This is a genomic window from Klebsiella sp. K5-306, from assembly GCF_051835185.1.
In the GTDB taxonomy this organism is placed as follows: domain Bacteria; phylum Pseudomonadota; class Gammaproteobacteria; order Enterobacterales; family Enterobacteriaceae; genus Klebsiella; species Klebsiella oxytoca.
Map to the genome: position 1 here is coordinate 92142 of NZ_JAIFJY010000003.1, position 23942 is coordinate 116083.

Below are 23942 nucleotides of genomic sequence, written 5' to 3' on the forward strand. Positions count from 1 at the left end.
CTTGCCTCGGAATTATCGTCAATGACGGATAACATTCATAAACATCGTATTCTTATCCTGGACTTCGGTTCTCAGTACACCCAGCTGGTTGCGCGTCGCGTTCGTGAATTGGGTGTCTACTGCGAACTGTGGGCATGGGACGTGACGGAAGCTCAAATTCGTGAGTTCAATCCTAACGGCATCATTCTTTCCGGCGGCCCGGAAAGCACTACCGAAGATAACAGCCCGCGCGCGCCGCAGTATGTCTTCGAAGCTGGCGTGCCGGTCTTTGGCATCTGCTATGGTATGCAGACCATGGCGATGCAGCTGGGCGGCCACGTTGAAGCCTCTAATGAGCGTGAATTTGGCTACGCGCAGGTTGAAGTTCAGACCGATAGCGCGCTGATCCACGGCATTGAAGATGCGCTGAGCGCGGACGGCAACGCTATGCTGGACGTCTGGATGAGCCACGGCGACAAAGTCACCGCCATCCCATCTGACTTCGTTACCGTTGCCAGCACCGAAACCTGCCCGTTCGCCATTATGGCCAATGAAGAGAAGCGCTTCTACGGCGTGCAGTTCCACCCGGAAGTGACCCACACCCGTCAGGGCCTGCGTATGCTGGAGCGTTTTGTACGCGAGATTTGCCAGTGTGAAGCGCTGTGGACCCCGGCCAAAATTATCGACGACGCCATCGAACGTATTCGTCAGCAAGTGGGCGACGATAAAGTCATTCTCGGCCTCTCCGGCGGCGTGGACTCGTCTGTTACCGCAATGCTGCTGCATCGCGCTATCGGCAAAAACCTGACCTGCGTCTTCGTGGATAACGGTCTGCTGCGTCTTAATGAAGCTCAGCAGGTTATGGATATGTTCGGCGATCGTTTCGGTCTGAACATCGTTCACGTCGAAGGCGAGGCGCGTTTCCTGGCTGCGCTGGCGGGCGAAAACGATCCGGAAGCGAAGCGTAAAATCATCGGCCGCGTGTTTGTTGAAGTGTTTGACGAAGAAGCGCTGAAGCTGGAAGACGTGAAATGGCTGGCGCAGGGGACTATCTACCCTGACGTGATCGAGTCTGCGGCTTCCGCAACCGGCAAAGCGCACGTTATCAAATCTCACCACAACGTGGGCGGCCTGCCGAAAGAGATGAAGATGGGCCTCGTTGAACCGCTGCGCGAGCTGTTCAAAGATGAAGTGCGTAAGATTGGCCTCGAGCTGGGCCTGCCGTACGACATGCTGTATCGTCACCCGTTCCCGGGCCCGGGTCTCGGCGTGCGCGTGCTGGGCGAAGTGAAGAAAGAGTACTGTGACCTGCTGCGTCGCGCGGATGCCATCTTCATTGAAGAGCTGCACAAAGCTGACCTGTACAACAAAGTGAGCCAGGCGTTCACCGTATTCCTGCCGGTGCGTTCCGTCGGCGTAATGGGCGATGGCCGTAAGTACGACTGGGTGGTCTCCCTGCGCGCAGTTGAAACCATCGACTTTATGACCGCTCACTGGGCGCACCTGCCGTACGATTTCCTCGGCCGCGTGTCCAACCGCATCATCAATGAAGTTAACGGTATCTCCCGCGTGGTGTATGACATCAGCGGTAAGCCGCCGGCTACCATTGAGTGGGAATGATTAACAGCTACGTTATTGCTAATCATATCTACTCATTATGAAATCCAACCCTCTGTTTTTACAGAGGGTTTTTCTTTATATCACTTCAATTCTATTCACTCTATCTCACTTTTTTTGACGGTATTTATGACGGTATTACCTTAAAGGTATATTCTCATACCGTCAGATTAATGGATGCTATACGGGTGAAACGTGCTTACCGATACCAAATTAAAAAACCTCAAGCCTCAGGACAAACTCTACAAAGTTTCAGACCGCGACGGGCTGTATGTTGCCGTGCTCACGTCAGGGAGTGTCTCGTTTCGGTACGACTACAGAATCAACGGCCGCCGGGAAACGCTGGTTATTGGTCAGTATGGCCGTGACGGTATCACGCTTGCTCAAGCAAGGGATGAATTGATAGCCGCTAAAAAGCTTCTCAATGCAGGCCAGTCGCCAGCTGCGGCGAAACGTGACGGTATCAAACGGATCCGCGGCGCCGAAACATTCGCGGTACATACCGACGCCCACATGAAACATGTCGTCCTTGCTGAAAGCACCAGGGCAATGAAGCAGGCGGTTATTGACAGGGATATCCTCCCGGCGCTGGGGAATAAGTTGATGTCTGAAATCACTACGCCTATGGTGCGCGACCTCTGCGACAGGATAGTCGAGCGCGGTGGACGTGCGACGGCGGTGCAGGCGCGTGAAATAATCAGCAGCGTCTACCGGTACGCCAATGACCGCGGGCATGGGTTATTCAATCCTGCCGCAGATATCAAACCTTCGGCGATCGCCATGTTTAAACCGCGAGACCGTTGCCTGCAGCCGGAAGAAATAGGCGTTCTGTTCAGGGCGCTGGATACCGTCAGCACGTTGCCGACTTTAAAACTGGCGGTAAAGCTCATCCTGATCACTATGGTGCGCAAAACAGAGTTCATCATGGCGACGTGGAAAGAAGTGGATTTCAGCAAAGGCACCTGGACGATACCCTCTGATAGGATGAAGGGGAGCAGGTCGCATGTCATCTACCTGCCGTCCCAGGCACAGGATCTTATGGTAGGCCTGCAGATGTGCGCCGGTGGCAGTGACTATCTTCTGCCCGGGCGCTACAGCACCAGTAAGCCGTTATCGAATGCAGCTCTTAACTCCGTTATCGATCGCGCAGTAGCTGCTACCGCGGATGCAGGGGAAAGTTTACAGCCTCTCACGGTGCACGACCTGCGCCGCACAGCGAGCACGCTTTTGCATGAAGCGGGATTCCCGTCAGACTGGATAGAGAAGGCGCTGGCGCATGAACAGAAGGGCGTGCGGGCGGTTTACAATAAGGCGGAGTATTCCCGCCAGCGCGCCTACATGCTGCAGCAGTGGGCCAATATGATTGATGCATGGATAGACGGGGAGCATTACGACCTGGTGCCGTTCTCCCCTTCAGCGTTTGAAAGGTGGATGACCGAACAATAATCCACCTGTTTTCGTGAATGCTGGGCACGCTAACCTGTCATCATGGATCTGCTGGCAATAAGGACAAATTCGCATATGCGTAGCGGTACTGTTCTCAAAGGTCTCTCGCAGAAACTGAACCATCGCGTTTGCAGAATCACGCTGTTCGCGGTAGCGCTCCGCCTCTCTCTGCAGACGCAATATTTCCCCATTGCGCTGGTTGATAACAGCGCGAGCCTCTTCGAGCTGGCGGATAAGCGATGCCTCTTCCGAAATATTCATGCGGCCTCCGTTTTTACTACCGGCACGGCGCAGCCTGGCAGCAGTTCAACCGCCGGCGCTATGCACTGATTTCCCCACACGTCGAAACCGTGAGACGACTGGCGCGCGAATAGCTCAATACGCGGAACATCGCCCAGCAACTGCACCAGTTTCTCTCGGATAACGTCAGGCTTGCGCGAGTTCTCCAGCCGCGGAGCCGTGACGTGATGGCATATTGAAGCGTCCATTCGTTCCGGCAACTTGCCGCGCACCGCAAACAAGCAGTCTTCGCTGTTTGCCCGGGTCATGTGGCCCATGCCGATCGCGCTATTTCCTTTGTGCTTATTGATCTTGTGCCAGGTGAATCCTTTCATTGTCATCAGTCGGAAGCCCCAGGCCTCGACAACCTTCAGCGCTTCGACAGGCTGCGTCGGAACCCACCACATCGCCAGCAGACAATCGTCGGCGGAGAGCTCCCACACGGGCAGCCGGCAGATATCCATAACATTCATCACCGGGTACTTAAACCCGGCGCCGCGGTCGCCGTCGGCTGCCTTATCGCGGTATGACCAGGGCGGATCCGCATATATCAGTGTGTATTTACCGGTCATGCTACCACCTTCTTGCTATTCAGTTGTTCATCCACGCGCTGAGCCTTCAATGGGTTCTGGATGACCTGGCCGCCCGGCGCCAGCCACCCACGGCGCAATGATGAATAAACCAGGGTGACACTACCTACGCGAATGTTGTCGTGCGGATTAGTCATAAACCACCCCGGCAGTAGCGCAGATCCCAGCATAGCCACCACGACGCAGGCCATTACCTTTGCCGATGCACTGATCCCTGCGTACCGCAATGCGTGCACGCTCAACCTCTCCGGTCGCGGCATCCATACACTCAAGACACAGGCGGGCGGCCAGGCGATACTGGCCTTTGTTTTCGCGCTCTATCGCTCTTTGTTCAAACGCAAGGGCTGCAGGTGTAACGGCGATGACCTTTGATGCTCTACGCTGCGGAGCGTACTGAGCGTGATATTTTTCAATACGGTTCATTTTATCCAGCCTTCTCGAAAGATTACCGCCAGCAGGAACAGCCAGGCGGATACGGCGGCCAGGTAGTAAAACCATCCTGACCACCTTTTCCAGTACTGCGCCAGCGACATCACGTAGCGTTACCTACCGGGCGAAATACTCGCTGTTCAACCGGCGGCTTTTTTCCGCCAAACTCTACCGGGCTGGCAGCCATTCGTTCATCAAGCCACTTCTCAACCTCTTCCTGAGTCCATGCGCAGCGCTTGTCCGTGATATACCAGCGCTTAGGGAACTGGCCGTTCTTCTCCAGGCGATCTATTGTGCTCATTGATAACGGCACCACCGCCAGCAGTTCCTTTTTGCCTAATGCACCTTTCATATTTCTTCTCCTGTTTCAGTGCGGCGCCGTGGAGCCGCGGTGGTGTTATTCGAATTCTGGACGCATATCATTAAGCGTTGTCATAAAGCCCTGGTGGTATTCGTCACCTAGCTTCTCAGCCATGGCGTTGATCTCATCTTCGGCACGTTTAAACATCGCCTTGGCGTCCGCTGCGGATGAATCCAGGCTGTTCAGAATTGCGCTAACGTATTCCCGCGCTTCTTCGCGATCAGAGTCAGAAACGACTGTCAGGCTCGGCTGATCATCATCAACAACGGAATACTCGCCGGTGATAACTGCTGCGTTATCCTGACTCAGGCCAGCTTCAGCGCGTTCATCCATCACAACAGCTTTTTGTAGTTCGATAGATACAGGCAGGTATTTGAACAGGCGGCGGATCACTGTCTTTTTCGCCATTTCGTCGAAGTGATCAACCCACGGACCGCTGCTGCCGGCTTTGCTCAGCGCACGTACTTTTTCAACGTCTGCCCGGCTCATAACCTCAAACTGGACACCGCCATCTTTCAGTCGCGCGACTGCGTAAACATGAGTCAGTTCTCCGCGGTCACCAGTTTCGCAGGGTGAGTGCTCGAGGGTTTCATCCAGGCCATACGAGTAGCTGAATTTGTCGTTTTCATGGACGGTACGCGCTGAGATGCTCAGGATCTGCCCGGAGCGGCGGGCAAGGTCAATCATCCCGCGGTATCCGATAATTAGTTGCGCTTCTGTCGATACTGTTTCCCAGCGGCCATTAACTTTCTGGCGCTTGTCGAACGGTATCAGGTACGCGTGGCCAAGAGCACCGCCCGGTTCCAGTCCAAGCTGAGCACATTGCATAATTGCCCCGAGGAAACTTGCCTGGTCACATGCTGCCAGTTTTGGAATCTTTCGGATCTCAGTGGTGGCGATGCGCGCCAGGCGATCAGCGGTCATGTGCTTTGGAAGAGCCAGCGCCATCTGAGCCTTAATTTTTGGATCTGCGAGAAGTCCTGCCAGCGTGGTTGGTTTCTCGTTATGCTGTGCAACCTGATTTCCTGTCGCTGCTGCTTTAAGTGCGTTGGTAGACATTTTTTCTCCTTACTTCATTCTGAATACGCGTGATGTCGTTGCTGTTTTGAATTTTTCGTACAACTCAGGGTGCTCAACCTGGAATAACTTCTGGTCGAATCGATTGCTTACCTGAGATTTCCATGTGCAGATCGTCTTACCGTCCAGCGTCAGAATTGAGTGCTCCTGCATGTACAACTTCAACTTCTCTTCTGAAACGGCAATTTCTTCTCCCAGCGACTTGTAGCGCGATTTCATGTCGCAGAGGTCGTTGAACAGCGCTAGTGCCTTTCCATCAGCCTCTATGCTGGATCCGGCATCCTTCTCAAACATCAGAGAGATATCGCTTACGGTGGTGGCCTCAGGCGGGTTTAGGTTTTTCACCCGGTCCCAGAAAGCGACCTCTCTCTCCAAAATGGCCTGGATAGTTTCTTCGTCCCGCTCAACCCGATAGATACGGAAATCATCACCGCCAATCAGCACTCCGAAGACGCATACCTGTTTATTGGTAACCATCAACCCATGCATGGCCTGAGCCGTGTAATGAACTGGGATCGCATCTGTCTGAACTTCCCCCCATTCCTTAGCCTTGAACGGGCTAACCGTTTTTATCTCGATGTTCTCGCCGGTAGCCGCTTCTGCATCGATCTCTGCTGCGATAAAACCGTAGTCGCGGTGGATATAACGGTTGCCACGATGAATAATTTCGAGGCCGGTCTCTTCAGAAAGAAGGTCGATAACGTATGGCTCCATGCGTTGGCCACGCGTGAAAACTTTCTGCTTTGAATGGTCTACTGGCTTGATGCGTGGCTGAACCTTATCCAGATAAACCTCAAGCGGAGTTCGCCAGGGGCTAATCCCGAGAATACCGGCGACATCGCTGCCGCCGAGGTATTTGGTTCTGTCCATGCTTCCGGCGTTCTGCATCATGCCGCTGTCCTCGCGCTGTCGATCTGGTCTGCAAGATCCCACTTGCCGATGATCCCGGTCAGTTCACTGATGAATGCCGCCAGTGATTCTTCAAACTCAACGCTTTCAAGTGCAGCGTTAATGACGTCCTGGCGGACCCTGGCGCGGCGCAGATTGTCGAATGCCGGGAGCAGGTATTCAGTCTTAAGCGTTTCCTGAAGCTCTACCTGCCTGGCGTGCAATACTTCGGCGATGCGATAGTCGCTGTCGAAACCGGCCATAATTTTTTGCAGATTGCGTTGCTGTTGAGTATTCATAGCCACCTCAGTATTTGATCTGGACCGCAGATACTTTCCCGCTGGCGATGGCGATCAATGCTTTCTCCGCCATTTCCTGTGTAAGCCCATTTTCAATAAGGTCAGAAATTGCCTGACGATTGATTGTGCGGCGATGTTCTTTATCAGCTGCGCGCCGCGCTTCTTCTTCTGCAATGCGTTTCTACTCAGCCAGGCGAGCCGACTCTTTTTCTTCGGCTTCACGGCGGATTCGCTCGGCTTCTTCCTGGGCCTTGCGACGTTCTGCATCGATAGCTGCCTGTTTGTCGGCTTCTGCTTTTTCTGCCGCGGCTCTTGCTTCACGCTCAGCCTTTTCTGTGGCTTCCTTCTGCTCACGTTCGGCGCGCTCCTTCGCCAGAATCGCCTCGCGCTCTCTGGCAGCTATCGCGTCTATTTCACGTTGCGCCAGTTCTGCCGCTTCACATTTCGCTTTTTCTTCAGCCTGACGCTTAATCTCTTCTTCGTGTGCTATGCGCTGGCGCTCTGCCTCTGCTGCTTTTTCGGCACGATCGCGGTCGATATCTTTATTCATCAACAGCGCCATCTCGTGATCGAGCTCGACTTTTGCTGCCAACTCTTCAGCTGCTTTTTTTGCAGCCTCTTCAGCATCCAGACGGGCCTTTTCTTCTTCCCATTGAGTTGCTGGGCTACGAATTTCAACAGCCAGTTCGTCAAGCGCGTCACGAATCTTTTTACGGCTCGCATCTACCAGTGCCGGGCGCTTTTTCATTTCTGCAACCAGCGCTTTCCCTGCATCATCAATTACCGTTTTTGTGCGGCGGACGGTTGAAGCCATGCTGATATAAACGCCACGACCTTTAACCGTATTTACGTCACCAACGACTGACGTCGCTTTCTGGCGTATGTCAGAAATAAGGCGATTGATGTAGTCATCGCTAATGAATGCTGCCTCAAGTTCTGCCGCTGCTGGCAGTGTTACCAAAACCAACTCTTTTGATTCGCTCATTTACCCATCCCCATTTCCGTTTTTGCCGCCAGTTTGCTGACGAATGCCCAGCTGATAGCCTCCTGCAGCGTGCGAAACTTCCAGCTCATCAGCCCGCAAGCTGTGACGCAGTACCAGCCGTTAATGATTTGCCATTGCATACAAACCTCTCTATTACCGTTTGGTAATAATCAGGCGTATAAGAAAGCCACCGGCGGTGGTTTTCGGGTAATTAATACGAGTCCTGATTACCTTTAAGGTAATAATCCGATCAAAAAATGATTATGTCAATAGAGGTGATGAGAAAAATATTACCAAAATGGTAATTGCGAGGCGCGGTAAGAGTCATGCCTCCGGATGGCGGGGAGTGTCAGAAGATCAGCTTTCTCTGTTCTGACTGAAAATGAAGTCAATGAACGCGGTGATCTTGTTCTTCTCTTCCTGCGGAAGTTTTTCGAAAGCCTGGTGGTCATACTCAATCATGCCGCGCGCGTCAGACGGAATAATCAGCTCGTAGGCTTCTCTGCCAAAGGCCCGCGCTATGGCATGCAGAACGCCGATGCTGGTGCTTCCGTCGCAGTTCAGAATGCGGTTAACGGTGGCCTGGCCAATACCTGCAGCGTCAGAGACTTTTTTCTCAGAGTTCAGAGTAGGGTGCGAACCCATCCAGAGGCCGAGGGTGAAAGATGCCTGCTTTTCCACGCTCCATTCATCCGGGTTAAGGAGCCCGAGCTGCGCGGGTGCATCAGACATGTGATCGATGTCCAACCAGAAACGTTCCTTCCTTGCGAAAGCCTCAATCTCGCGTGCGGCATTGCCGCCGATGTTTTTCGTACCCTTACACCACCTGTTAACCAGGTTCTGCGATTTCTTAATCCTTTCGGCGAATCTCAACTGCGTGTTATCGAAGTTCTGCCGGATTATTTCGTTGAGGTTATCACGTCGTATGTCGTAGATGCTTTTCATGTCTATTATGTTTTGCCTGCAATTATTACCTAACTGATTAAATTTAATAGAATATTACCATAAAGGTAAACTTACCAAAATGGTAATAATCATTGATTTATTCACCAGAAAGGTAATAATTTACCCATGAATAGACAGGCTGAGATAAGCAAACTATGAGCGAAGAAAATAAATTTAATTTCAAAAAGTGCTGGCTTGATTTGTCGCCCGCTGAGCGCGAGGCGTTTGCTGCGGAAGCCGGAACAACCAGCCATTACATCCAGACCCATCTCACCGGGCGCCGCAAGATGCCACGCAAGCGTTTGATGGATGGACTGTTTAAAGCGTGCAAGGCCCGTGAATGGACCAGGAATAAAAACGACCTCGTCCTCTACTTCTGCGACCTCTGATCTCCTTTCCTTCCCCCCGTGCCGCCACCCCCGGCGGCTCCTGGCATCCTCTCAATACCGAAATGGTAATATTTATCCGAATACGGTTGATCTTTTTTCGCCTTGATGCAAAATTACCAAAGATAAATAACAAAGGGGTAAACCGATGAAGCGAATTACACAGCGCGAGGCGCTCGAACTCGGCCTGACCCGGTTCTATACCGGTAAAAAGTGCATCCATGGCCACGATAGCCAGCGCTACACAATCAGCGGCGAATGCGTCCAGTGCAACAACGACCGTGCGCGTCGTCAGCAGCAGTTACGCTCTGAGAAATTAAAGGCAGCCAGAAAGGCGCGGGAGGCAGCATGAAGCCCGCGGCCTACTACAACGAAATCGATCCCTTTGCAGCGGAATGGCTGCGGAATCTAATCGCCGGCGGTCACATAGCCCCGGGCGAAGTTGACGAACGGAGTATTGAAGATGTCACACCTGACGACCTCAGAGGATTTACCCAGTGCCACTTTTTCGCCGGGATTGGCGTATGGTCCCATTCACTCCGCCTCGCCGGATGGCCTGACGATAAACCAGTCTGGACTGGCTCCTGCCCGTGCCAGCCTTTCAGCGCGGCAGGCAAAGGAGATGGGTTTGCTGACGAGCGGCACCTTTGGCCCCACTTCTTCCATCTCATCAGCGAGCGCAGACCTCAGCATGTCTTTGGCGAACAGGTTGCAAGCGGTAACGCAAACACATGGTTCGACCTTGTACAAGCAGACCTGGAAGGACTGGGATACGCCTTCGGGCTTGTGCCGTTTACGTCAGCGGGCATCGGTGCGCCGCACATCAGAGAGCGGGCCTACTGGGTGGCCAACGCCAACCACGATCGACAACAACCAGGTTGCAGGACAGGCAGCAGCCGCGAATGCGCCAAACAGGGGAACAACATTGGGCGGGGCAGTCAGAATGGCGGGCTGGGTAACTCCAACGTCACGCGACTGGAAGGACTCGGCGGGAATGACTGCGCAGCGGGACGGGAAAGAGCGACTGGACCAACTGCCGCGCCAGGCGTTCACCTGTTGCCCCTTGAGGTTAACGGTTTTTGGCGAGATGCGGACTGGCTTCTTTGTCGAGATGGCAAATGGCGTCCAGTTGAACCCGGCACATTCCCGCTGGTTGATGGGTCTGCCGCACGCATGGGACGAGTCGAGCCCGGGGTGGCAAGAGTGGCAAGCAGCAACCGCGTCGGCCGCCTGAAAGGGTACGGAAATGCCATAAATGCCCAGGCTGCGGCGGCTTTTATACGCGCTTATATGGGGGTGTCACATGGCCAGTAGCTGGATAAAAGTTGAGGTAATCACGCCAGATAAACCAGAGATTTTCCAGATAGCGGAAATCCTGAATATCGACCCCGACGCAGTACTCGGTAAGCTCGTTCGCATATGGGCATGGGCAGATCAACAGACCGTTGACGGTAACGCTGGCAGCGTTACAAAAGGAGTGCTCGACCGTATCGCTTTTATTACAGGATTCGCTGACGCACTGATCGCCGTTGGTTGGCTCGCCTACGACGGTAATAAGCTTGTATTGCCAAACTTTGAGCGTCATAACGGAGAAAGCTCTAAAAAACGGGCACTTACAAACAGAAGGGTTGCGGCTCACCGTAAAAATGAAACGCAAAAAGTAACGCAGTCAGCGTTACAAAAAGCGTTACCAGAGGAAGAGGAAGAGGAAGAGGAAGAAGTAAAAGATAAAAGCCCCCCTAACCCCCCAAGGGGAAGGGAGCCTAAAAAATCATATCCGTATCCTGAGCAGCTCAATGCTGAAGCCTGGGAGGAGTGGAAGGCCTACAGGTCAGAAATGCGGTTTAAATCCTACGCGCCAACCGAACGGAGCGAGGGGGCGGCGATCACCGAGTTGATTAACTTATCTGGTGGTAACCACGCGCGACAGATGCAGATCGTGAAGCAGAGCATGGCCAAAGGCTGGAAAGGGCTGTTTGAGCTGAAAGGCGGAACGGAAAGGCGAGATGTAAACGCCATCTCTGAGCCTGATACGCAGATCCCGCCAGGATTCAGAGGCGGGCCGACACACTGACGGAATCGGTAGCGCAGTAGCGCATTTTTTTACGTCTTCAAAATTACCAAAATGGTAATAAAATGTGCGCAAGACTATTGATATCGATCTGAATATAGATTTATATTACCAATAAGGTAAACGTCATGAAGAAATCATTGCAGGCGCTCGGGAGACTCAAAGCCGGGCAGATGAATAAAACCGAGACGGCTTACTGCCAGCACCTCGAACTGCGCAAGCGCTACGGGGAAATCGCCTGGTACCGGTTTGAAGGAATCAAGCTGAGGCTGGCTGATAGCACGTTCTACACGCCTGACTTCGCAGTGATGCTGGCGAATGGACAGATGGAATTGCATGAAGTGAAAGGGTTCTGGACCGACGATGCCAGGGTGAAAACCAAGGTCGCAGCAGACCAGTATCCATTCCGGATCATCGGGGTAACGAAACTGCCGGCCAAAGCGGGCGGCGGGTGGAAGGTCGAAGAGTTCTGAATCGACGATCCTGATAGATATCAAATGAATCAATAAGTTAAACGGGTAATCGGGGGTAAGTATGGACTTTGAACATTGCAGTCGTAGCACGCTGTTCTGGTTTGCGGCACTGGTCAATGTTGCCGGGTGGGTTGCAGTAATCGCTGTGACCTGGGGCGTATGCATGATGATCGAATGGGTGACGGCATGAACACAGAACAAGTAAACGAGCTCATTCAGTCGCTGGAGTCGGCAGGCGAGCTGTCGATCAAAGAGACAAAGGTTATGGCGCTGGCGAAAGCTTACCAGCAGCTGGCTGCGGAGAATGTGGCGCTGAAAGCGGCAATTGATGCAACCATAGGATGGCAGCAATCTACCGATGTGGAAAACGTTGAAAGCGTGAGAATGTTGCTCGATATCAATACCCCCGCCACCGATCGCATCGTAGCCGGGATTAAGGCTGATGGTGCAGAAGCATGCGTTAGAGCGCTGGTAACTTCGGATGATAACGACTTCACCGATGCGCCGAACATCTGCGCGGAAGTAGCGCGTTTGCTGCGCGAGGGGGCCAAATGAGCAAATCACTAAACGCACGCTGTATCCGCCGCTGGGAAGTGGAGTTTAAGCCTCTCTGCGACTCAAAACACAACCCCCACTGGCGCAAAAGAGACCTGCGCGGTTACATCCGAGAAGCCGCACTCACCACCGCTTACAGCATGGTTGAAAGCATGGCTGAGCGTAACGCCAAAGTTGACTATGACGGCTCACCAAATGGCTGGAGCCCTGAATTCTCAGCCTGGTACCACGAACGCCGGGAGCAGTATCTCAAGGAGGCTCGTGACTTTCTGAACGAAGAAGCCACTACCGAAGAAATCGACGAAGAGATTCAGAACGAGTTGGAGGCCTGGAATGACTGATATCACCGAACTGGCGCAGCTGCGTGCTGAGCTTTCAAATCCGGCAATTGGCAGTAAAGACCATCTGCGAAAACTCGCTTTATCGCTGGTAGAGGCGCTGGAGAAGGCGCAGCAGGCTGACGACGAACTTTGTAAGCTCTTACCTCCCGGTGTTGAGTACATGGACCCACCAGACGGAGGCGATGTTGAGCCGATCGAGCAAGTCCGTCGAATGGTGGCTGATTACCGCCAGCGCATCGCCGAGCTGGAAGAAAGCAACGCTCAGGTCATCCAGTCTCGCGACCACTACAAGCGCATGACTGAGGAAGGGTTAAAGCAGTTGGCTGAGTCCCGCACCGTGAAACTGCCGGATGATGAGGATGGTCAAGCATACGGATTCGGAAAATGGGCAAACGGAAAACTCCCTGCGACAGCTGGAACCATGACAATTGCTTATTGCGAAGATGCCTGGCGGGCTGCCTTTGAAGTGTTCTCGTCTACCGCTGGCATCAAGGTGGAGGCTGAGTAGATGGGCGTAAAAAAAATGATATGCGTCAGCTCCACTACGCCAGCCTGGTTTACTCCTGGCGCCGTATACGACTCAGAACCTCGCGGTACCGATATCTGCATTTGTGGCGACAACCTCGTTTCTGACCTCAATCAAGAGGACTGGTACGAAATGAGCCAGCGTGCTGATGGGCTGTGGTTCTTAATCGGTTTTCAGCAGGCAATTTTATTTCGTGGAGCCAACCAATGACCAGCAAATTAACCAAAGAATGGTTACAGCATCAAATTTCAGCAATCGAAGCCGTTGGCATTACTGATAGCAACACATTGGCCGCATTCAAGCTGGCGCTGGCCGCAATGGACAGCGAGCCGGTGGCGTACATCGATAAACAGTGGACTTTGGTCTATTACGTCCCACCGATGAGTATGGGGCTAAAGATTGGTGACAAGCTCTATCGCCACGCGCAGCCAGCAAAAGGCCTTGAGCTGGCAGGCTGGCAATTCAAATCAGTAAATGGCGACTGGTTGGGGCTTATTGATGAACATGGTAAGAACCAGGCCGTTCGTGAGGGTTGCGAGGTTCGTGAAGTTTTCGCTATGGCCGATGGCGTCAATGAACGCGACCAGGTACGCCGCGAGCACGCCGAGTGGTCACAGGCTACGTTCGGTAATGTCGGCACGGTAGGCCCGCTGAAGCACCTCAGCAAAGAAGCGCTGGAAGCCGCTGCCGAACCTGGCGACCTCTCCGAATGGGCTGATATGCAATTCCTGATGTGGGATGCCCAACGCCGTGCCGGTATCAATGACGAGCAGATTACTCAGGCAATGATCGAAAAGCTGGCAGTGAACAAACAGCGCGAATGGCCTGAGCCGAAAGACGGTGAGCCACGGTTGCATATCAAAGAGCAGCCAGCGCCGGTAGTGCCTGACCGCTCCATATTTGAAAAATGGTGGGAATCACAGAACGGAGCGCCCCTCGATGGCTGGGATTCGTTACGGACAACTGACGGCTATTGTGACGATGGCATTGATGGTCAATTTGAAGCCTGGAACGCCGCCACGCTCGCAGCCGCCCCGCAGGAGGTGCCAGATGGAAAATGAGAGCGACAACGTCATCACTCTGGTGCAGCCCAAGCGAGACGAAGAGAAGCTACTGAATATCACCGTAACCGACAGAAAGGACTACAGGCAGCAACACTGCAAGCATAAAGCCGTTGAAGTCGATGAGAAAGGGCGGATCATTCTGTGCCTTCAATGTGGCTGTGCCGTTGACCCTTTCCAGTACGTTCTTCAGTGCGCGACTGATGGCGAGGCTGTGGTGAGAGAGATTCAGCAGCTTCATAATCGTCGTGATGAGCTGCGCGAAGCCGTCGCCAACCTCGAACGCGAAGAGAAAAACGCAAAGGCCCGGTTGCGCTCTACCAGAACGTCAATCCTCTTCGCAGAAAACGATCTGAAAAATACCGAGCAGGGGATAAAACAGTGAGCAAGTCCCCCGCAGAACGCAAAGCCGCGCAGCGCGCGCGGCAGTCCGCCGCCGGTGAACGCAAGATTGAGCTGGTGCTGGATGAACAGGAGCAGGAAATGCTGGCGCGGAACTGCGCCGCCCGGCGCCCTGGGCGTGCGCCGTATGAAATGGCCGAGTACATCGCGCTGCTGATCCGTCAGGATGATGCCCGGGTTCGCGGTAAGATTAACGCCATCAGCAAACGGCGCTGTGGTAAGTGCGGCGATCAACTGCCGGTGGCATCATGCCCGTGCGCTGGAGATTCCCAATGCTGGGCAACTCTTGGCTGGCATGAAACAAAGTTACCTCTGTGACATGTCACGACGATTTGACTAAATCCTCACATGATTATACTGTTTAAATATACAGTATTTTTATGTGAGGTCCACTATGGGTTTTCCCTCTCCAGCAACCGACTACATCGAGCAGCGTCTCAGCGTAACCATTCTCTGCCAGTTTGACGCCAACTGCCGCGCTATCGAAACCAGTGCAGGCTATGCAGTTATCAACGTATCCATCAGGCCAAAGCAGGGCTCTCACGTGCTCATCTCGTTTTGCGGCAGCGCGCAGTTCGCCATTGTGCGCGGGCGGGCGCTGATTACCAGTGACGGAGAAGCGATCGAGGGTGACGCTCTGAATGATGTCGAGGTTAAAGGGGTGGTGACATACCTGATAAACCGGGAGGGCTGGCACAACGAAGATGATATTCCGATCATGTAACATCGCGAATGGCATGATACTATTACCAAAACGGTAATTATTTGCGGAGCAGTTACCATGCCAAAGGACCCCAAACGCAAATCCACGCAGTACAAGCCGCTGACGGCAATGCAGGAAGCTTACGCCCAGGAATACACGAAATGCCCTGAGAATCAGACTCAGGCGGCGATTAACGCCGGATTTTCGCCTAAGACAGCAGCCGTCAAAGCCAGCGTGATGATGCGCGATGAGCGAATTCAGAAACGGATAGCTGAGCTCATGGAAGAGCGCAATAAGCGCCTGCGTGTCAGCGCTGATTACGTTCTGCTGCGCTTGGTGGAAATCGACCAGATGGATGTGCTGGATATCCTGAACGATGACGGCAGCCTTAAGCCTATCCGAGATTGGCCGAAGATATGGCGCACAACCCTCAGCGGCTTTGACCTGTCGTCAACCATCATGAACATGGATGAGTCCTCGATAGAGACCATCCTCAAGAAAATAAAATGGCCCGACAAGGTGAAGAACCTCGAGCTGATTGGTAAGCACGTCGACGTAAATGCGTTCAGAGAGCGCCTGGAGGTTTCCGGCACAGTCACGATTGCCGACCGCATGGCCGCCGCCCGGCGCCGCGTCAAAGAACAGGCTGGTGGTGAAGAATGACAGCCGCAGCCCTGTCGCCGGAAGAGCAGCTTGTCGAGGATATCGCCTCTTTCACGTATGACCCGCTGGGCTATGCGCTGTATGCGTTTCCGTGGGGCGAGAATGGCACAGAGTTGGCGCACGCCACCGGCCCCCGTAAATGGCAGGCTGATGCATTCAGAGAGATACGTGACCACCTGCAGAACCCCGCGACGCGTCATCAGCCGCTGATGCTGGCCCGTGCATCCGGTCACGGTATCGGTAAATCTGCGTTTATCTCGATGCTGATTAACTGGGGCATGTCCACATGCGAGGATTGCAAGGTGGTGGTGACCGCCAACACCGACAACCAGCTGCGTACCAAGACCTGGCCGGAGATCATCAAATGGTCGAACCTGGCCATAACGAAAGAATGGTTCACCTGCACCGCTACGGCGATGTACAGCAACGACCCGGGCCATGATAAACGCTGGCGCGCTGATGCAATACCATGGTCTGAGCACAACACCGAGGCGTTCGCCGGACTGCATAACGAGCGCAAGCGCATCATCGTCGTATTCGATGAGGCCTCCAATATTGCCGATCTGGTGTGGGAGGTAGCCGAGGGGGCGCTGACGGACGAAGATACAGAGATTATCTGGGTGGCATTCGGTAACCCGACGCGTAACACCGGGCGATTTCGCGAGTGCTTCCGTAAGTACAAGCACCGCTGGAAGTGCGCGCAGATCGACAGCCGCACGGTGGAAGGCACCAACAAGCAGCAGCTGCAGAAGTGGGTTGACGACTACGGCGAGGACAGCGACTTTGTGAAGGTCCGCGTGCGCGGGATCTTCCCTGATGCATCAGAGCTACAGTTTATCCCCACAGGCCTGACCGATGAGGCCATGAAGCGAGTCGTTACCGCGGCGCAGGTGGCGCATGCTCCGGTGATTATCGGCGTCGACCCGGCGTATTCCGGCGTGGATGACGTGGTTATTTATCTTCGCCAGGGACTGCACAGCAAAGTTCTCTGGACCGGCAACAAGACCACGGACGATCTGATTATGGCAAAGCGTATCGCCGACTTTGAGGACGAATACAAAGCCGATGCGGTATTTATCGACTTCGGATACGGCACCGGGCTCAAGTCCATCGGTGACGGATGGGGCCGCTCATGGCAGCTTGTGCCGTTCGGCGGCGCATCAACGGATCCGCAGATGCTGAATAAGCGGGGCGAGATGTTCAACGCCTGCAAAACGTGGCTTAAACTCGGTGGCGCACTGGATGACCAGGAGACGGCTGATGACCTGTCGGCGGCAGAGTACAAGGTCAGGGTTGACGGTAAGATAGTCATGGAGCCTAAGGAAGATATCAAAGATCGTCTGGGACGGTCGCCCGGCAAGGGTGATGCTCTGCTGCTAACGTTTGCCTTCCCGGTCGCCAAAAAGTTAAATATACCTGGGCAGCAGCAGGGCAAGGCTATCACTGACTACGATCCTTGGGCATAAGAGGAAGACCACAGTTCATAGCGGATGAATTGCTTAAACTCTTTCGGCTGATTTTCACTTTTTAGATGAAATATTTTCTCTCTGAAATGCCATTCACGGCCATCGTGCAGAAGGAAATCCCACTGGATATAACCGGCGACGGATATTTGAACTTGTTGTTTTTTGAAAAGGCTGTGATCATCTTCGGCACTAAGTGGTGCCATGGCGAGCAACTCATTTTCATGTGTGAAAATATGGTCTTGCATATCCAATCCCCCCATCGATTTAATTCAGTCAGTATACACAAAGCCCGCGCATCGGCGGGCTATTGTGACATGTCACGGTGTTAAATGCGCGAATAACCAGATTCAAATGCTTCTGCCGGACTGTATGATTCGTAGCCATCTTCATACTGAACGTAATAACCGCCTTCCTGTGGTTTGTGCTTATCAATGTATTCCTGAGAAACAGGAAAATCATCATATCCGTAATCGGCTGGAACGATGAAGTTTTGAGTGCCAACAGAATAAACCTGCTGAATCTTTAGCGCCCATACTTTTTTATGGCACTGGTATTTCGGCATTTCTAATAAACATTCATTCATGATTTTCACCTTAAAAAAATGCCCGGCGAACCGGGCGAAATGGAAGCAATGAGGGGTTCCATCCTTGGCTGGGTGTCACAGGGTTTACAGCATGAAGTCATCGCAATGGCGTCCTGCTGTAAAAAGGGCGGTGGTCAGTAAGTGGGAGAACTACTGCCACCGCCAAGACTGCATCACACTGGTACTGCATCACGGTCCTGAGGCGTGATTGGGTTGTGGTGGCCGGTGCTGATCTCCGGCTTGCCGATTCCTAGTGTCGTGTGGGCGCATCCCTTCGGCTACGCATCCGGGCCAGTTAATCCCCGGAATCACGGTAAAATACCGCATCCCACTCAAGTTAGCGCATCAGCCTGCGCATTCACCACAACGGAAAGAGAACTGGTTTGGCTCGACATTATGCTGGGTGGAACAGCCCGATAACGTCCAATTCTCTTACCTGTTGCATCCTCGTCTCTTCCGAGGTGTCACACCGTATCGCCGGGATGGTGAATCCCTTGTCAGTGCATACCGTTCACTGGCTTGCACATTCCGGCTACCCGCTCGGGGATAGGAATATCAAGGAACCCCGCCGGACCGCTTCGGCATAAATGCCACGATGCATGTGCCATACACCGTTTAATTACCTTAAAGGTAATAATTGCATCTCATAAAGTCAATACACTACGCTAAATAAATCATATGTGATTAAATTGGTAATAATTTAAACGCGTATGGAGCATCGCTATGTGCATCGGAAGTTCGCCATCTGTACCCGCAGCGCCGGAGATTCAGGCAGCACCGCAGGAGCAGGATCAGGCCGTAGTCGATTCCCGTGATGAAGAAATCCGCCGCCGCCGTGCCGCCGCAGGCAGAGCATCGACTCTGCTCACTGGTGCCCAGGGTGACACCTCAACAGCCAATACCAGCGGTAAAACGCTGCTCGGCCAGTAACAGGAGCGCGGGGAATGGCAGCGGAAACCCTGAAAGAGCAACTGCAAAAACAGCAGGCTCAACTCACCAATGATCGTTCATCGTTCGAACCGCACTGGCGCGAACTGAGCGACTTCATCAATCCGCGTGGTTCCCGTTTCCTTGTCACCGATGTAAACCGCGATGACCGCCGCAATACGAAAATTGTTGACCCCACCGCCACACTTGCAGCCCGCACGCTATCAAGCGGCATGATGTCGGGGATCACTTCACCGGCGCGCCCGTGGTTCAAGCTGGCAACGCCTGACCCTGACATGATGGACTATGGCCCGGTCAAGCTCTGGCTTGAAGTTGTCCAGCGCCGCATGAATGAAGTGTTCAACAAGTCGAATCTTTATCAGTCTTTACCGCTGCTTTACGCCAGCCTGGGGAATTACAGCACAGGCGCGATGGCCGTCCTTGAAGATGACAGCGATGTTATCCGCACGATGATGTTCCCGATCGGCAGTTACTACATGGCTAACTCCGCACGCGGCAGCGTTGATACCAACTTCCGTAAGTTCTCCATGACTGTGCGTCAACTGGTGATGGAATTCGGCATGAAGAATGTCAGCACCTCGGTGAAAAGTCTCTGGGATGCCGGGAGTTACGAAAGCTGGATCGAGGTAATTCACGCCGTTTATCCGAACATTGACCGAGATACTGCCAAGCTCAACAGCAAAAATAAGCCGGTCAAATCGGTTTATTACGAGGTTGGCGGCGACAGCGACAAAGTGCTGCGTGAGTCAGGTTTCGATGAATTCCCCATTATGGCGCCGCGCTGGGAAGTCAACGGCGAGGACGTTTACGGCTCTTCCTGCCCGGGCATGATTGCGCTGGGGCAGGTTAAGGCCCTGCAACTGGAGCAGAAACGCAAAAGCCAACTCATCGACAAAGCGACAAACCCGCCGATGGTTGGTCCGTCATCGCTTAAGAATCAGCGCGTTTCTCTTTTGCCTGGCGATATCACCTACATCGATCAGGTCACCGGCCAGGACGGGTTTAAGCCAGCCTATCTGGTTAACCCGAATACCGCCGACCTGCTCGCCGATATCCAGGATACCCGGCAGATCATCAACAGCGCCTACTTTGTCGACCTCTTCATGATGTTGCAGAACATCAATACCCGCTCGATGCCGGTTGAAGCAGTGATCGAGATGAAAGAAGAGAAGCTGTTGATGCTGGGCCCGGTGCTGGAGCGTCTGAACGATGAATGCCTGAACCCGCTTATCGATCGCACCTTCTCCATCATGGCGCGTAAAAACCTCCTCCCGCCGCCGCCGGACGTCCTGCAGGGTATGCCGCTGCGCATCGAATACATCTCCGTTATGGCGCAGGCGCAGAAATCTATCGGGCTATCCAGTCTGTCATCCACCGTTGGCTTTATTGGCCAGCTTGCACAGGCCAAGCCTGAGGCACTCGACAAGCTTGATGTTGATCAGGCTATCGATGCCTTCGCTGAAATGTCCGGCGTATCTCCGACGGTCATCGTACCGCAAGAGCAGGTTGAGCAGATTCGCCAGCAGCGCGCGCAGCAGCAACAGCAGCAGCAGGCGATGGCAATGGGTATGGCCGCCGCGCAGGGTGCCAAGACACTCAGCGAAGCGCAGACCGCAGATCCTAGCGTTCTCACTGCACTTTCTAACGCAGCAGGCGCTCCTGCAGGTGGTCAGCAATGACAGATTTTGATGATGACCAGTTAGCTGCTGAATCAGCACGCAAGAAGGAAATCCTTCTACAGCGCGACATCGACGACATTCGTTTCGTCATGGATAGCGCGCAGGGCCGCCGGGTTATCTGGGCTGTTCTGGAGCAGGGAAAAGTGTTCTCTGCCTGCTTTGCCGGCGACCCACAGGTTACAGCTTTCAACGAAGGGCAGCGCAACCTGGCGCTGGCATTGTTTCAGCGCGTGATGGCGCACTGCCCGGATCAGTATCTGAAGATGGCCGCAGAGGCTAATGAGGAAACCAAATGAGCCAGTTACAAACCCAGCGTGTAGTTCGTCTGAATGGCGCAACGCAGGTTGTCGAGGTTCCCGATCCGGCGGCGGCGGTAATTGGCGCGCCGACAACGACTGATTACGGCGGCGTGAAGCTTGGCGCCTCTATTGCGGCGGCAGCGGCTGCCACTGCAACGGCAGATACAGCTTCTGCTGCAACCGATGTTGCCGGACTTCTTGTAGACCATAACGACCTGGTGACGAAGTACAACGCGCTTCTTGCGGATGCTGCGGCGCTTCGTACAACGCTGAACGCTGTTCTTGCGCAGCTGAAAGCCAAAACGATCCCGGTTTAAGGAGATAACCAATGAATCTATTTGAGCGCCTGCTGTATCGCCGCCTTTGCAATGAGCAACCAGCTGATGGTGGCACGGCGCCGGCGGCGGCATCTGAACCTGCAGCACCTGCTGGCGACACCTCTACTCCGGCATCAGAGCCTGCGCAACAGGAAGGCGAAAAGCCTGCCGATGAAGGCGCAGAGCAGAACGATAAGGCCGATAAACAAGATGGCGAAAAACCGGAAGAGAAAGACGAACAGAAACCGGAAGGCGCGCCGGAGAAATACGAATTTCAGGCAGGCGAAGGCGTCGAGCTGGATGCAGAAGCGCTGAAGGACTTCGAACCGGTTGCCCGTGAACTGAACCTGACCAATGAGCAGGCGCAGAAGCTGGTGGATGCATACCCAAAAATTCTGGCCGGTGTGCAGCAGCGTCAGACAGAAGCCTGGCAGGCGCAAACCGAGCAGTGGGCCGCTGACGTTAAGGCCGATAAGGAAGTAGGCGGAGACAAGCTGACGGCAAACCTCAGCGCAGCGCAGCGCGCACTTGATCAGTTCGGTACTCCCGAGCTTCGCGAATATCTGGACGGCACTGGACTGGGTAACCATCCGGAGCTGGTGAAGGCATTCATTAAGGTCGGTAAAGCGATGTCGGAAGATGGCGTTATTACTGGCAAAGAAAGCGGCCAGCGTAGTGCTGCCGAAGTGCTCTATGGCAAATAAGAGAGGATATAACCATGGCTGTTAAAGGCTTAACTGCGCTGACGCTGGCAGACTGGGGCAAGCGCATCGACCCGAACGGGAAAGTCGATAAAATTATCGAGCTCCTTTCCCAGACCAACCCAATCCTGCAGGACATGCTGATCGTTGAAGGCAACCTGCCGACCGGTCACCGTACCACTATCCGCTCAGGCCTGCCGTCAGCAACCTGGCGCCTGCTGAACTACGGCGTGCAGCCGAGCAAATCGACGACTGTGCAGGTAACCGATGCCGTTGGCATGCTGGAAACCTACGCGGAAATTGATAAATCACTGGCAGATCTGAATGGCAATACTGCCGAATTCCGCCTGTCAGAAGACCGCGCCTTCATTGAAGCCATGAACCAGCAGATGGCGCAGACGCTTTTCTATGGTGATTCCAGCGTTAACCCGCAACAGTTCATGGGCCTGTCTTCTCGCTACTCCAGCAAGTCAGCAGGCAACAGGCAGAACATCATCGACGCTGGCGGCACCGGAACCGATAACACCTCAATCTGGCTCGTTGTATGGGGCGAAAACACGGTTCACGGCATCTTCCCGAAAGGTCAAAAGGCTGGCCTGCAGATGGAAGATAAGGGCCAGCAGACCCTTAAAGATGCCAATGGCGGCCAGTATGAAGGCTACCGCACTCACTATAAGTGGGATAACGGTCTGACTCTTCGCGACTGGCGCTATGTTGTGCGCATCGCAAACATCGATGTGAGCGATCTGTCTGATCCGGCGGCCGCCGCAAACATCGTAAGCCTGATGGTGAAAGCACTGCACCGCATCCCTAACCGTGGCATGGGGAAACCGGTTTTCTACATGAACCGCACCGTGGCGCAGGCGCTTGACCTCCAGTCCCTGGATAAAGCCTCTCTGGCGTTGAGCGTTAAAGAGACAGAAGGCGAATGGTGGACCAGCTTCCGCGGTGTGCCGATTCGCGAAACCGATGCGCTGCTGGAAACTGAAGCTCGCGTGGTTTAACCCCTGACAATAATCAGCGGCCCGGGGACGGGCTGCTAACTGGAGAGACAAAGATGATCCTCGACAAACTGTTGATGTTCTCCGAAGCGCAGGCGGTTACGGCTACTGCTGCTTCAACTGATGTGATCGACCTTGGCCCAATCGACGGTACCCGCCGTGATATCGGTATTGGTTATCCGCTGGAATTCTGGGCGCTGGTGACCACCACCGCAACCGCTGCTGGCGCTGCTACTGTAAACGTGCAATTGCAGACCAGTCCGGACAACAGCACCTGGACAACGCTGTATGACAGCGGTGCGCAGGCTCTGGCTGCACTCACTGCCGGTAAGCGCATTGTGTCGGAGAAAGTCCCGGCGGGCGTTCTACGCTATCTGCGTGTGAACTATTCCGTGGCAACCGGCCCTCTTACTGCTGGCGCGTTCACTTCCGGTATTAACCTGGATGTGGATGCAAACACGCCGTATCCGATCCGCTCCAAAGTGACAGGCTAAGGGCAAATCGATGTCTGGTGAAAAAGCAAAATACCGCGTTCTTCGCTTGTCACATATCAACAACAATCTGTGGCCGGAAGGCTCAGAGGTTGAATATGACGGCGAGCCTGGCAGCGCTCTTGAGCCGCTGAACGATGCGGCAAAGGAAGCCAAGGCAAAGGCCAAATCTAAAGGCAAGGCATCAGCAACGGTTAAGGCGGTTTCTGAGCCGCTGAACGATGCGGATCCTGATGATGATCTGGATAAGCTCCGCGAAGAGTATGAACTGCTCTTTAACGAGAAACCTCATCACAACACCAAAGCAGAAACGCTCCGCGAGAAAATCGCAGAGAAGCGAAAAGATTTAGGCGTCTGAGCCTCGGAATAAAACGAGGGGCT

Annotated in this window: 35 protein-coding genes and 2 pseudogenes; 24 read left to right on the forward strand and 13 right to left on the reverse strand. The window is 53.9% G+C overall.

Annotated features, from left to right (window positions below; all coding sequences use genetic code 11):
* Positions 1 to 21 precede the first annotated feature (21 nt).
* Positions 22 to 1599 (forward strand): glutamine-hydrolyzing GMP synthase, encoded by a 1578-nt coding sequence (gene guaA, locus K2184_RS06130; protein WP_004104468.1) that lies wholly within the window; start codon positions 22 to 24, stop codon positions 1597 to 1599.
* A gap of 192 nt (positions 1600 to 1791) precedes the next feature.
* Entirely contained in the window at positions 1792 to 3042 is a 1251-nt protein-coding gene (locus K2184_RS06135; protein ID WP_098992403.1) for a tyrosine-type recombinase/integrase, read from the forward strand.
* On the opposite strand, the gene K2184_RS06140 is transcribed toward K2184_RS06135, so the two are convergent.
* The 11 genes and pseudogenes from K2184_RS06140 to K2184_RS06190 all read right to left on the reverse strand — a co-directional run bounded on the left by K2184_RS06140 (position 3010) and on the right by K2184_RS06190 (position 8895).
* Entirely contained in the window at positions 3010 to 3303 is a 294-nt protein-coding gene (locus K2184_RS06140; RefSeq protein WP_053064351.1) for a hypothetical protein, read from the reverse strand. The two genes, K2184_RS06135 and K2184_RS06140, sit on opposite strands and share 33 nt — an antisense overlap.
* Positions 3300 to 3893: an MT-A70 family methyltransferase gene (locus K2184_RS06145; RefSeq protein ID WP_098992402.1), complete on the reverse strand. Its 594-nt coding sequence runs from the start codon at positions 3891 to 3893 to the stop codon at positions 3300 to 3302. The genes K2184_RS06140 and K2184_RS06145 overlap by 4 nt, the downstream gene beginning before the upstream one ends.
* Positions 3890 to 4048: a DUF1317 family protein gene (locus K2184_RS06150; protein ID WP_098992401.1), complete on the reverse strand. Its 159-nt coding sequence runs from the start codon at positions 4046 to 4048 to the stop codon at positions 3890 to 3892. Before K2184_RS06150 ends, K2184_RS06145 begins: the two co-directional genes overlap by 4 nt.
* Positions 4041 to 4334, reverse strand: a complete 294-nt coding sequence (locus tag K2184_RS06155) for a perC transcriptional activator family protein (protein ID WP_098992400.1) — start codon at positions 4332 to 4334, stop codon at positions 4041 to 4043. The genes K2184_RS06150 and K2184_RS06155 overlap by 8 nt, the downstream gene beginning before the upstream one ends.
* A 109-nt stretch (positions 4335 to 4443) precedes the next feature.
* Positions 4444 to 4692, reverse strand: a complete 249-nt coding sequence (locus K2184_RS06160; RefSeq protein ID WP_439237728.1) for a helix-turn-helix transcriptional regulator — start codon at positions 4690 to 4692, stop codon at positions 4444 to 4446.
* A 45-nt stretch (positions 4693 to 4737) separates the two neighbouring features.
* Positions 4738 to 5760, reverse strand: a complete 1023-nt coding sequence (gene recT, locus K2184_RS06165) for a recombination protein RecT (RefSeq protein WP_206998730.1) — start codon at positions 5758 to 5760, stop codon at positions 4738 to 4740.
* Positions 5761 to 5769: 9 nt separating this feature from the next.
* Positions 5770 to 6669 (reverse strand): YqaJ viral recombinase family protein, encoded by a 900-nt coding sequence (locus K2184_RS06170; protein WP_439237730.1) that lies wholly within the window; start codon positions 6667 to 6669, stop codon positions 5770 to 5772.
* Positions 6666 to 6965, reverse strand: a complete 300-nt coding sequence (locus tag K2184_RS06175; RefSeq protein WP_206998734.1) for a hypothetical protein — start codon at positions 6963 to 6965, stop codon at positions 6666 to 6668. Before K2184_RS06175 ends, K2184_RS06170 begins: the two co-directional genes overlap by 4 nt.
* Positions 6966 to 6972: 7 nt before the next feature.
* Positions 6973 to 7950, reverse strand: a pseudogene (locus K2184_RS06180) (cell envelope biogenesis protein TolA).
* Positions 7947 to 8090: a hypothetical protein gene (locus K2184_RS06185; RefSeq protein WP_190971822.1), complete on the reverse strand. Its 144-nt coding sequence runs from the start codon at positions 8088 to 8090 to the stop codon at positions 7947 to 7949. The pseudogene K2184_RS06180 and the gene K2184_RS06185 overlap by 4 nt, the downstream one beginning before the upstream one ends.
* Before the next feature lie 217 nt (positions 8091 to 8307).
* Positions 8308 to 8895 (reverse strand): helix-turn-helix domain-containing protein, encoded by a 588-nt coding sequence (locus K2184_RS06190; RefSeq protein WP_098992396.1) that lies wholly within the window; start codon positions 8893 to 8895, stop codon positions 8308 to 8310.
* Between the two features lie 155 nt (positions 8896 to 9050).
* On the opposite strand from K2184_RS06190, the gene K2184_RS06195 reads away from it, so the two are divergent.
* The 14 genes and pseudogenes from K2184_RS06195 to K2184_RS06260 all read left to right on the forward strand — a co-directional run bounded on the left by K2184_RS06195 (position 9051) and on the right by K2184_RS06260 (position 17542).
* Positions 9051 to 9284, forward strand: a complete 234-nt coding sequence (locus tag K2184_RS06195; protein WP_032715137.1) for a hypothetical protein — start codon at positions 9051 to 9053, stop codon at positions 9282 to 9284.
* A gap of 145 nt (positions 9285 to 9429) precedes the next feature.
* The gene (locus K2184_RS06200; RefSeq protein WP_032715135.1) at positions 9430 to 9633 is read left to right on the forward strand and encodes a hypothetical protein; all 204 of its coding nucleotides are present in this window, start codon (positions 9430 to 9432) and stop codon (positions 9631 to 9633) included.
* Positions 9630 to 10595, forward strand: a complete 966-nt coding sequence (locus K2184_RS06205) for a DNA cytosine methyltransferase (protein WP_439237731.1) — start codon at positions 9630 to 9632, stop codon at positions 10593 to 10595. Before K2184_RS06200 ends, K2184_RS06205 begins: the two co-directional genes overlap by 4 nt.
* Positions 10585 to 11355 (forward strand): DNA replication domain protein, encoded by a 771-nt coding sequence (locus tag K2184_RS06210; protein WP_265784239.1) that lies wholly within the window; start codon positions 10585 to 10587, stop codon positions 11353 to 11355. The genes K2184_RS06205 and K2184_RS06210 overlap by 11 nt, the downstream gene beginning before the upstream one ends.
* Before the next feature lie 125 nt (positions 11356 to 11480).
* On the forward strand, positions 11481 to 11825 hold the full coding sequence (locus K2184_RS06215; protein WP_053064341.1) for a DUF1064 domain-containing protein: 345 nt from the start codon (positions 11481 to 11483) through the stop codon (positions 11823 to 11825).
* A gap of 186 nt (positions 11826 to 12011) precedes the next feature.
* The gene (locus K2184_RS06220; RefSeq protein WP_098992393.1) at positions 12012 to 12380 is read left to right on the forward strand and encodes a hypothetical protein; all 369 of its coding nucleotides are present in this window, start codon (positions 12012 to 12014) and stop codon (positions 12378 to 12380) included.
* On the forward strand, positions 12377 to 12721 hold the full coding sequence (locus K2184_RS06225) for a hypothetical protein (protein WP_098992392.1): 345 nt from the start codon (positions 12377 to 12379) through the stop codon (positions 12719 to 12721). The genes K2184_RS06220 and K2184_RS06225 overlap by 4 nt, the downstream gene beginning before the upstream one ends.
* Positions 12714 to 13229, forward strand: a complete 516-nt coding sequence (locus tag K2184_RS06230) for a hypothetical protein (protein WP_193767953.1) — start codon at positions 12714 to 12716, stop codon at positions 13227 to 13229. The genes K2184_RS06225 and K2184_RS06230 overlap by 8 nt, the downstream gene beginning before the upstream one ends.
* Positions 13230 to 13816: 587 nt before the next feature.
* Positions 13817 to 14131, forward strand: a pseudogene (locus tag K2184_RS06235) (DUF550 domain-containing protein); the annotation flags it as partial.
* A 166-nt stretch (positions 14132 to 14297) separates the two neighbouring features.
* Entirely contained in the window at positions 14298 to 14693 is a 396-nt protein-coding gene (locus K2184_RS06240) for a hypothetical protein (protein WP_098992444.1), read from the forward strand.
* On the forward strand, positions 14690 to 15028 hold the full coding sequence (locus K2184_RS06245; protein WP_098992390.1) for a hypothetical protein: 339 nt from the start codon (positions 14690 to 14692) through the stop codon (positions 15026 to 15028). The genes K2184_RS06240 and K2184_RS06245 overlap by 4 nt, the downstream gene beginning before the upstream one ends.
* 76 nt (positions 15029 to 15104) lie before the next feature.
* Positions 15105 to 15434, forward strand: coding sequence for a hypothetical protein (locus tag K2184_RS06250; protein ID WP_098992389.1), 330 nt, complete (start codon positions 15105 to 15107; stop codon positions 15432 to 15434).
* 57 nt (positions 15435 to 15491) lie between these two features.
* Complete coding sequence (locus K2184_RS06255) at positions 15492 to 16076, forward strand: terminase small subunit (RefSeq protein WP_098992388.1); 585 nt, start codon at positions 15492 to 15494, stop codon at positions 16074 to 16076.
* Entirely contained in the window at positions 16073 to 17542 is a 1470-nt protein-coding gene (locus tag K2184_RS06260; RefSeq protein ID WP_439237732.1) for a terminase, read from the forward strand. Before K2184_RS06255 ends, K2184_RS06260 begins: the two co-directional genes overlap by 4 nt.
* Here K2184_RS06260 and K2184_RS06265 read toward each other — a convergent pair.
* Both K2184_RS06265 and K2184_RS06270 read right to left on the reverse strand, forming a co-directional pair.
* Positions 17524 to 17787 (reverse strand): hypothetical protein, encoded by a 264-nt coding sequence (locus K2184_RS06265; protein ID WP_439237733.1) that lies wholly within the window; start codon positions 17785 to 17787, stop codon positions 17524 to 17526. The genes K2184_RS06260 and K2184_RS06265 overlap by 19 nt on opposite strands.
* An 80-nt stretch (positions 17788 to 17867) precedes the next feature.
* Positions 17868 to 18125: a hypothetical protein gene (locus K2184_RS06270; protein ID WP_206998745.1), complete on the reverse strand. Its 258-nt coding sequence runs from the start codon at positions 18123 to 18125 to the stop codon at positions 17868 to 17870.
* Positions 18126 to 18848: 723 nt separating this feature from the next.
* On the opposite strand from K2184_RS06270, the gene K2184_RS06275 reads away from it, so the two are divergent.
* From K2184_RS06275 to K2184_RS06310, 8 genes are read left to right on the forward strand one after another with little or no spacing between them, the layout of a single operon-like run.
* Positions 18849 to 19055, forward strand: a complete 207-nt coding sequence (locus K2184_RS06275; protein WP_098992384.1) for a hypothetical protein — start codon at positions 18849 to 18851, stop codon at positions 19053 to 19055.
* 14 nt (positions 19056 to 19069) lie between these two features.
* Positions 19070 to 20752 (forward strand): portal protein, encoded by a 1683-nt coding sequence (locus tag K2184_RS06280; protein ID WP_032745664.1) that lies wholly within the window; start codon positions 19070 to 19072, stop codon positions 20750 to 20752.
* The gene (locus tag K2184_RS06285) at positions 20749 to 21048 is read left to right on the forward strand and encodes a Bbp19 family protein (protein WP_032715111.1); all 300 of its coding nucleotides are present in this window, start codon (positions 20749 to 20751) and stop codon (positions 21046 to 21048) included. The genes K2184_RS06280 and K2184_RS06285 overlap by 4 nt, the downstream gene beginning before the upstream one ends.
* A complete protein-coding gene (locus tag K2184_RS06290) occupies positions 21045 to 21368 on the forward strand; it encodes a phenylalanyl-tRNA synthetase subunit beta (protein WP_439237736.1) in 324 nt (107 codons plus the stop codon). Before K2184_RS06285 ends, K2184_RS06290 begins: the two co-directional genes overlap by 4 nt.
* Before the next feature lie 11 nt (positions 21369 to 21379).
* Positions 21380 to 22072, forward strand: a complete 693-nt coding sequence (locus K2184_RS06295; protein WP_053064333.1) for a peptidase — start codon at positions 21380 to 21382, stop codon at positions 22070 to 22072.
* Positions 22073 to 22086: 14 nt separating this feature from the next.
* Complete coding sequence (locus tag K2184_RS06300; protein ID WP_439237737.1) at positions 22087 to 23073, forward strand: major capsid protein; 987 nt, start codon at positions 22087 to 22089, stop codon at positions 23071 to 23073.
* A gap of 53 nt (positions 23074 to 23126) precedes the next feature.
* Entirely contained in the window at positions 23127 to 23564 is a 438-nt protein-coding gene (locus tag K2184_RS06305; RefSeq protein ID WP_439237738.1) for a Bbp16 family capsid cement protein, read from the forward strand.
* Between the two features lie 10 nt (positions 23565 to 23574).
* Positions 23575 to 23919: a hypothetical protein gene (locus tag K2184_RS06310; protein ID WP_098992382.1), complete on the forward strand. Its 345-nt coding sequence runs from the start codon at positions 23575 to 23577 to the stop codon at positions 23917 to 23919.
* Positions 23920 to 23942: the final 23 nt, after the last annotated feature.